Source organism: Streptomyces sp. NPDC055506 (assembly GCF_053643595.1).
Genome location: NZ_JBSHKH010000114.1, coordinates 1 through 6,917, shown reverse-complemented (window position 1 = coordinate 6,917; position 6,917 = coordinate 1). Strand labels below are relative to the sequence as shown.

General features: G+C 71.4%; 6 protein-coding genes. 5 read left to right on the top strand and 1 reads right to left on the bottom strand.

The window, feature by feature from the left end; translation table 11 throughout:
- From ACWIF2_RS31530 to ilvD, 4 genes are all read left to right on the top strand, one after another.
- On the top strand, positions 1–532 hold a 532-nt coding region (locus ACWIF2_RS31530; RefSeq protein WP_454364311.1), incomplete at its 5' end, for a Ppx/GppA phosphatase family protein.
- Between the two features lie 119 nt (positions 533–651).
- Positions 652–1,476 carry a sugar phosphate isomerase/epimerase family protein gene (locus tag ACWIF2_RS31525; RefSeq protein ID WP_382490784.1) on the top strand — a complete coding sequence of 275 codons (825 nt, stop codon included), beginning with the start codon at positions 652–654 and terminating at the stop codon, positions 1,474–1,476.
- Positions 1,473–2,111: a TetR/AcrR family transcriptional regulator gene (locus ACWIF2_RS31520; RefSeq protein WP_454364310.1), complete on the top strand. Its 639-nt coding sequence runs from the start codon at positions 1,473–1,475 to the stop codon at positions 2,109–2,111. The genes ACWIF2_RS31525 and ACWIF2_RS31520 overlap by 4 nt, the downstream gene beginning before the upstream one ends.
- A 130-nt stretch (positions 2,112–2,241) precedes the next feature.
- Positions 2,242–4,095, top strand: a complete 1,854-nt coding sequence (gene ilvD / locus ACWIF2_RS31515) for a dihydroxy-acid dehydratase (protein WP_454364309.1) — start codon at positions 2,242–2,244, stop codon at positions 4,093–4,095.
- A gap of 54 nt (positions 4,096–4,149) precedes the next feature.
- On the opposite strand, the gene ACWIF2_RS31510 is transcribed toward ilvD, so the two are convergent.
- Positions 4,150–6,276, bottom strand: coding sequence for a protein kinase domain-containing protein (locus ACWIF2_RS31510; RefSeq protein WP_454364308.1), 2,127 nt, complete (start codon positions 6,274–6,276; stop codon positions 4,150–4,152).
- A 181-nt stretch (positions 6,277–6,457) separates the two neighbouring features.
- Between ACWIF2_RS31510 and ACWIF2_RS31505 the strand changes: the two genes are divergently transcribed.
- Complete coding sequence (locus tag ACWIF2_RS31505; protein WP_454364307.1) at positions 6,458–6,778, top strand: SH3 domain-containing protein; 321 nt, start codon at positions 6,458–6,460, stop codon at positions 6,776–6,778.
- The last annotated feature ends 139 nt before the right edge of the window (positions 6,779–6,917 follow it).

Here is a 6,917-nt window from a genome sequence, read left to right as displayed (position 1 = left end):
GGACATCGGCGGCGGCTCCCTCGAGGTCGCCTACGGCATCGACGAGGAGCCCGACGCGGCCGTGTCGCTGCCGCTGGGCGCCGGCCGCCTCACCTCGGGCTGGCTGCCCGGCGACCCGCCCTCCCAGGACGACGTCCGCGCCCTGCGCCGCCATGTCCGCACCGAGATCGCCCGCACGGTCGGCGAGTTCAGCCGTATCGGTTCTCCTGACCACGTCGTGGCCACGTCCAAGACCTTCAAGCAGCTGGCCCGCATCGCCGGCGCCGCCCGCTCCGCCGAGGGCCCCTACGTCCAGCGCGAGCTCAAGCGGGAGTCCCTGGAGGCCTGGGTCCCGAGGCTGGCCGGCATGACGGAGGCGGAACGGGCCGAGCTGCCGGGCGTCTCGGAGGGCCGTGCGAGCCAGCTCCTGGCCGGTGCCCTGGTCGCCGAGGGCGCGATGGACCTGTTCGGCGTCGAGCGCGTGGAGATCTGCCCGTGGGCGCTGCGGGAGGGCGTGATCCTGCGGCGCCTGGACCACATGGAGTCCGCGTAAGAGAGCATGGGAGTCCGCGTAAGAGAGCTGCGAAGGACATGCACCCCCGCCGTGGCAAACACCACAACGGCGAAGAGGCCCCCCGCCCCGCCCCGACCACACCCCGTAATCTGTCCTGCATGGCAGAGCCAGCCGTGAAGATCCCGGACGCGAAGGTCGCCCTGTCGACGGCCTCGGTCTACCCGGAGTCGACGGCCACGGCCTTCGAGATCGCCGCACGCCTCGGCTACGACGGAGTCGAGGTCATGGTCTGGACGGACCCCGTGAGCCAGGACATCGAGGCCCTGCGCAGACTCAGCGACTACCACCAGATCCCCGTCCTGGCCGTGCACGCCCCCTGCCTGCTCATCACGCAGCGCGTCTGGTCCACCGACCCCTGGACCAAGCTCCAGCGGGCCCGTGCGGCGGCGGAGAAGCTCGACGCGAGCACCGTCGTCGTGCACCCGCCCTTCCGCTGGCAGCGCCAGTACGCCAGGGACTTCGTCGCGGGCATCTGGCGCATGGCGAACGAGACGGATGTGCGGTTCGCCGTCGAGAACATGTACCCCTGGCGCTATCGCGACCGCGAGATGCTCGCGTACGCCCCCGACTGGGACGTGACGAAGGACGACTACCGCCACTTCACGATCGACCTCAGCCACACGGCGACGGCCCGCTCCGACGCCCTGGACATGGTCGACCGCATGGGGGACCGCCTCGGCCACGTCCACCTCGCCGACGGCAGGGGATCGGCCAAGGACGAGCACCTGGTGCCCGGCCGCGGCAACCAGCCCTGCGCCGAGGTGCTGGAGCGGCTCGCCCTGACCGGCTTCGACGGGCACGTCGTCATCGAGGTCAACACCCGCCGCGCCATGTCGAGCGCGGAGCGGGAGGCCGACCTGGCGGAGGCGCTGGCCTTCACGCGCCTGCACCTGGCCTCGGCGGTGAAGGTGCCGCGACGATGAACGACCGGCCCTCGGGCGGACCCCCGGCCGGAACCGGCACCACCGCCCGCCGCCGGGGCCGCCCCCCGCGCACGGAGTCGGCCGACACCCGCGACCGCATCCTGACCGCCGCCCGCGAGGAGTTCTCCGAGCGCGGCTACGAGAAGACGTCCGTGCGCGGCATCGCCAAGGCGGCCGGGGTCGACCCGGCGCTCGTGCACCACTACTTCGGGACGAAGGAACAGGTCTTCGAGGCGGCGATCACCCAGTCCTTCGCCCCCGCCATGGAGGCACCGAAAGCCATCGAGGAAGGCCCGCTCGACGGCGTGGGGGAGCGCCTGGTCCGCTTCTTCTTCGGCGTCTGGGAGAACCCGGCGACCCGCGCGCCCCTGCTCGCCATCGTCCGCTCCGCCGTCACCAACGAGACCGCGGCGGCCGTCTTCCGCCGGATCGTCGCCACCCAGGTACTGCGCCGCATCGCCGGCCGCCTGGAGCTGCCGGACGCCGAACTGCGCGCCGAGCTCGCCGCCGCCCAGCTCGTGGGCACGGCCATGCTGCGCTACGTCATCAAGGTCGAGCCGCTGGCCTCGGCGGACCCGGAGCAGATCATCGCGCGGCTGGCACCCGTCGTACAGGGCCACCTCACCGGGCCCTGAGCCCCGCCACACGAGACACCCGTCCCGCATTCCGGACGCTCCGTCCCGCCCACTGGATGACGGGCGTACGCTCGTTAGCAGTCAGAAGTCTCCGAAATCTCTGACGCCGTCTCTGAAGGAGCGAGCGACGATGCCCGAGCTGAGGTCCCGCACAGTCACCCACGGCCGCAACATGGCGGGCGCCCGCGCCCTTATGCGGGCCTCCGGTGTACCGGGTGCGGACATCGGCCGCAAGCCGATCATCGCGGTCGCCAACAGCTTCACCGAGTTCGTGCCGGGCCACACCCACCTCCAGCCGGTCGGCCGGATCGTCAGCGAGGCGATCGTCGAGGCCGGTGGCATCCCGCGCGAGTTCAACACCATCGCGGTGGACGACGGCATCGCCATGGGCCACGGCGGCATGCTGTACAGCCTCCCCTCCCGGGACCTCATCGCGGACTCGGTCGAGTACATGGTCGAGGCCCACTGCGCCGACGCCCTGATCTGCATCTCCAACTGCGACAAGATCACCCCGGGCATGCTGAACGCGGCCCTGCGCCTCAACATCCCCACGGTCTTCGTCTCCGGCGGCCCGATGGAGTCAGGCCGCGCGACCCTGGTCGACGGCACGGTCCGCACCCTCGACCTGGTCGACGCGATCTCCGACGCCGTCAATGACAAGATCTCCGACGAGGACATCCTCCGCATCGAGGAGAACGCCTGCCCGACCTGCGGCAGCTGCTCCGGCATGTTCACCGCCAACTCGATGAACTGCCTCACCGAGGCCATCGGCCTCTCCCTCCCCGGCAACGGCTCGACCCTGGCCACGCACACCGCGCGCAAGCAGCTCTACGTCGACGCGGCCAACACGGTCATGAACATCACCCGCCGCTACTACGAGCAGGACGACGAGACGGTCCTCCCGCGCAACGTCGCCACCTTCGCGGCCTTCGAGAACGCGATGGCCCTCGACATCGCCATGGGCGGCTCGACCAACACGATCCTGCACCTGCTGGCCGCGGCCCAGGAGGCGGACGTCCCCTTCGGCCTCGCCGAGATCGACGCGGTCTCCCGCCGCGTCCCCTGCCTCGCCAAGGTCGCCCCGAACGTCGCCAAGGACCGCACGTACTACATGGAGGACGTGCACCGCGCCGGCGGCATCCCCGCCCTCCTCGGCGAACTGCACCGCGGCGGCCTGCTCAACGAGGACGTGCACTCGGTCCACAGCCCGACCCTGGCCGACTGGCTGAAGACCTGGGACGTGCGCGGCGGCTCCCCGTCCCCCGAGGCCCTCGAGCTGTGGCACGCGGCCCCCGGCTGCGTCCGCTCCGCCGAGGCCTTCTCCCAGTCAGAGCGCTGGGAGGCCCTCGACGAGGACGCCGAGGGCGGCTGCATCCGCTCCGTCGAGCACGCGTACTCCAAGGACGGCGGCCTCGCGGTCCTCAAGGGCAACCTCGCGGTCGACGGCTGCGTGGTGAAGACGGCCGGCGTCGACGAGTCGATCTGGACCTTCGAGGGCCCGGCGGTCGTCTGCGAGTCGCAGGAGGAGGCCGTCGAGAAGATCCTGCTCAAACAGATCACGGAGGGCGACGTCGTCGTCATCCGCTACGAGGGCCCCAAGGGCGGCCCCGGCATGCAGGAGATGCTCTACCCGACCTCGTATCTGAAGGGCCGCGGCCTCGGCAAGGCCTGCGCCCTGATCACCGACGGCCGGTTCTCCGGCGGCACCTCCGGCCTCTCCATTGGGCACGCCTCGCCCGAGGCGGCCGGCGGCGGCACCATCGCCCTCGTCGAGGACGGCGACCGCATCCGCATCGACATCCCGAACCGCACCATCGAGCTCCTCGTCGACGACGCCGAACTGGCCCGCCGTGAGCAGGCGCTGAACGGCGTCTACGCCCCGAAGAACCGCGACCGCAAGGTCTCCGCCGCCCTGCGCGCCTACGCCGCGATGGCGACCAGCGCGGACAAGGGCGCCGTCCGGGACGTGTCGAAGCTCGGCTGAGCACTCTCGAAGGGGCCGCCTCAGGGAGGCGGCCCCTCCCCGCATCCGCCCCCGCTACCAGGCGGACGGATCCCGCCCGTCCACGGCGAAGACGCTGCCGTCCGGAGCACCGGTGTAGACACGGCCGTCCACGACCACGGGCGTCGGCAGCGTGGCCGGAACCCGGTCCGACTGATCGCTCAGCCGCGGCGGGGTCTGCCCGACGAGCTTCCCGCGCCGCGCGTCGACGGCGAGCAGCCGGCCATCCGGCGTGGTGACGTACACATACCGATCGCCTGCGACGGGCACGGACCCCCGGGCCACACCGGTCTGCAGACTCCACAGCTGCTTGCGCGCCTTCAGATCGACAGCGACCAGCCCCCCGCCCTCCGCCATCAGATGGACGACGTCCCCGCGCACACTGCCCTGGGCCCCCTGCAACGGGATACGCAACGGCACCCGCTCGCTCTTCCGCCCCTCCGGGCTGTACCGGACCACGGCCCGCGCCTCCCCGCGCACGGCATCGACCGACACGAACACGACCGACCCGTCCTCGCTGCCGATCGGCTCCAACGCCCCTTCCAGCCGCGCGTCCCACCGCACCTCGCCCGTGCCCGGGTCCACCGCGGTGACCGTCGTACCGGCACCGTCACCGGACAGGGTCGCCGCGTACGCCAGCGGATCACCCGGGAACGACACGAAGTACGGCACGTCCTGCCCCGGAATCCGCTGACTCCACTTCACGTCCCCGGAGGCACTGTCCACCCCGGTGACCGTGCCGTCGGGGGCGGTGAGCAGCACCATGCCTCCCACCTCCTGCACCCCGCCGGACATGGACATGTTCTGCCGCCGCACCACATCACCCGAGTCGGGATCGAGCAGGGTCAGCCGCTGCCCATGGCCGAGCCCGCCCAGCACCAAGTCACCCGACACGACCGGAGCCCCACTCGGCGGCCCCTCGCCGGCGACCCCCTCCAACGAGTACTTCCACAGCAACCGCCCGTCCGCCGGATCCAGCGCGTAGACCAGCCCGCTCTGCGCGCAGAGCAACTTCCCGACCGCGTAAGAACACAGCGGAGTGCCCGTCCCGGACAACGGCGTAGCCGCCCACGCCGTGAAGGCGGCAGCCGTGGTCCGTGGTGCGCTCACCGCGGGCGCCGGACCGGGACCGCCCCCGACAAGAGGCACCGCCGCCAGCGCGCCGACGACAGCCAGCCCGATGGCACCGGCCCCGAGAACGGCCCGCTTCCCAAGGCGCAGCCTGGACCGGCGCGGAGCCTCGACGGCCGGCGGCTCATCCGCACTCGGCGCCTCACCCGCGTCCGGCGTCTCCTCCACACGCTGCGCCGGTATGAACACCTGCGTGTCGTACGAGGCCGCCACCGACCGCAGTTCCCGCATCAACTCGTCGGGCGAGGGCCGGTCCTCGGGCTCCTTGGCGAGACACCGCAGCACGAGCGGCGCCAGCTGCTCCGGTACACCGGCCAGATCGGGCTCGTCGTGCACGACCTGGTAGGCGACGACGTAAGGACTGTCGGAGTCGAACGGCCCCCGCCCGGTGGCCGCGTGCACCATCACGGACCCGAGCGCGAAGACATCGGCGGCGGGCCCCACTTCCCGGGGCCGCCGGAACTGCTCGGGAGCCATGAACGGCGGCGTACCGATCAGCTTCCCGGTCTCGGTCCGCAACTCGCTGTCCTTTGGCCGGGAAATGCCGAAGTCGATGACCTTCGGCCCGTCCTCGGCGAGCAGGACATTGCTCGGCTTCAGGTCCCGGTGCACGACCCCGACCCGATGGATGTCGCGCAGCGCCTCGGCGAGCCCGGCCATCAGCCGCCGCAACTGGGCGGGAGCCAAGGGCCCGTTCCGCTTCACCTCCTGGGCCAGCGTCGGACCCGGGATGAACAGCGTGGCCATCCAGGGCCGCCCAGCCTCGGGGTCGGCATCCACAACAGGCGCGGTGAACGCCCCGCTCACCCGCCGTGCCGCGGCCACTTCCTGCCGGAAACGCCCCCTGAACTCGGGGTCCTCGGCGAACTGCGCGTGCACGACCTTGACGGCCACCTTCATCCCGGAGGTGCTCCGGGCCAGATGCACGACACCCATGCCGCCCGAGCCCAGACGCTCCTCGAGCCGGTAGTGACCGGCATGTTCAGGAAGTTCCGCTTCCGGGCCCGCTCCGGCGTTTCCCTGCGCCGCCATGGAACCACCCCCGTGCTGTTCGTCCGCGCGCGCGACGCACGGAGCCTAGTCGATGACTCGTACGAGACAGAGGCGGCTTGCTAGCCTCCGCTGGCGAATCATGCACAAGTGTTTGATGGCGTGATTCAGGGGAATCAACGGGACCCCATGGCTGCCATGGGGTCAACGGGGGAGGTTTTTCATGTCTGTAGAGCCTGTCGAACAGGTCAAGCACAGTACCGGCATGCCGGTGGTCACCACACTGGCCGCCGCGGCCACGTACTACTCGATCGCACCCGGAGTCAGTCTCAACGTCCGCAGCGGCCCCGGCACCGGCTACCCGATCGTCAGGACCCTGTCGGAAGGCGCCCGGGTCGCCATCCACTGCCAGACCCCCGGCACCCGCGTCACGGGCCCGTACGGCACGACAACCATCTGGGACAACATCGCGAGCGGCCAGTACATCTCGGACGCCTACGTGAACACAGGCAGCGACGGCTACATCCGCCCCCGCTGCTCCTGACCCGCACCACCCGCCCGCGTGCGGCCCGCCCCCACTGCGGGCCGCCCGCGGCCGGGGCGAGCCACGACGCGCCCGCACTCGCGTACGGCGAGAAGGGGCCGTGTCGGGGGGTGTCCGCCCGCAGCGGTTGTCGCGTCAA

Excerpts from the sequence above, each read along its gene's own strand:
- ACWIF2_RS31525 (WP_382490784.1), top strand. The coding sequence starts at position 652 with ATGGCAGAGCCAGCCGTGAAGATCCCGGACGCGAAGGTCGCCCTGTCG.
- ACWIF2_RS31520 (WP_454364310.1), top strand. The coding sequence starts at position 1,473 with ATGAACGACCGGCCCTCGGGCGGACCCCCGGCCGGAACCGGCACCACC.
- ilvD (WP_454364309.1), top strand. The coding sequence starts at position 2,242 with ATGCCCGAGCTGAGGTCCCGCACAGTCACCCACGGCCGCAACATGGCG.
- ACWIF2_RS31510 (WP_454364308.1), bottom strand. The coding sequence starts at position 6,276 with ATGGCGGCGCAGGGAAACGCCGGAGCGGGCCCGGAAGCGGAACTTCCT.
- ACWIF2_RS31505 (WP_454364307.1), top strand. The coding sequence starts at position 6,458 with ATGTCTGTAGAGCCTGTCGAACAGGTCAAGCACAGTACCGGCATGCCG.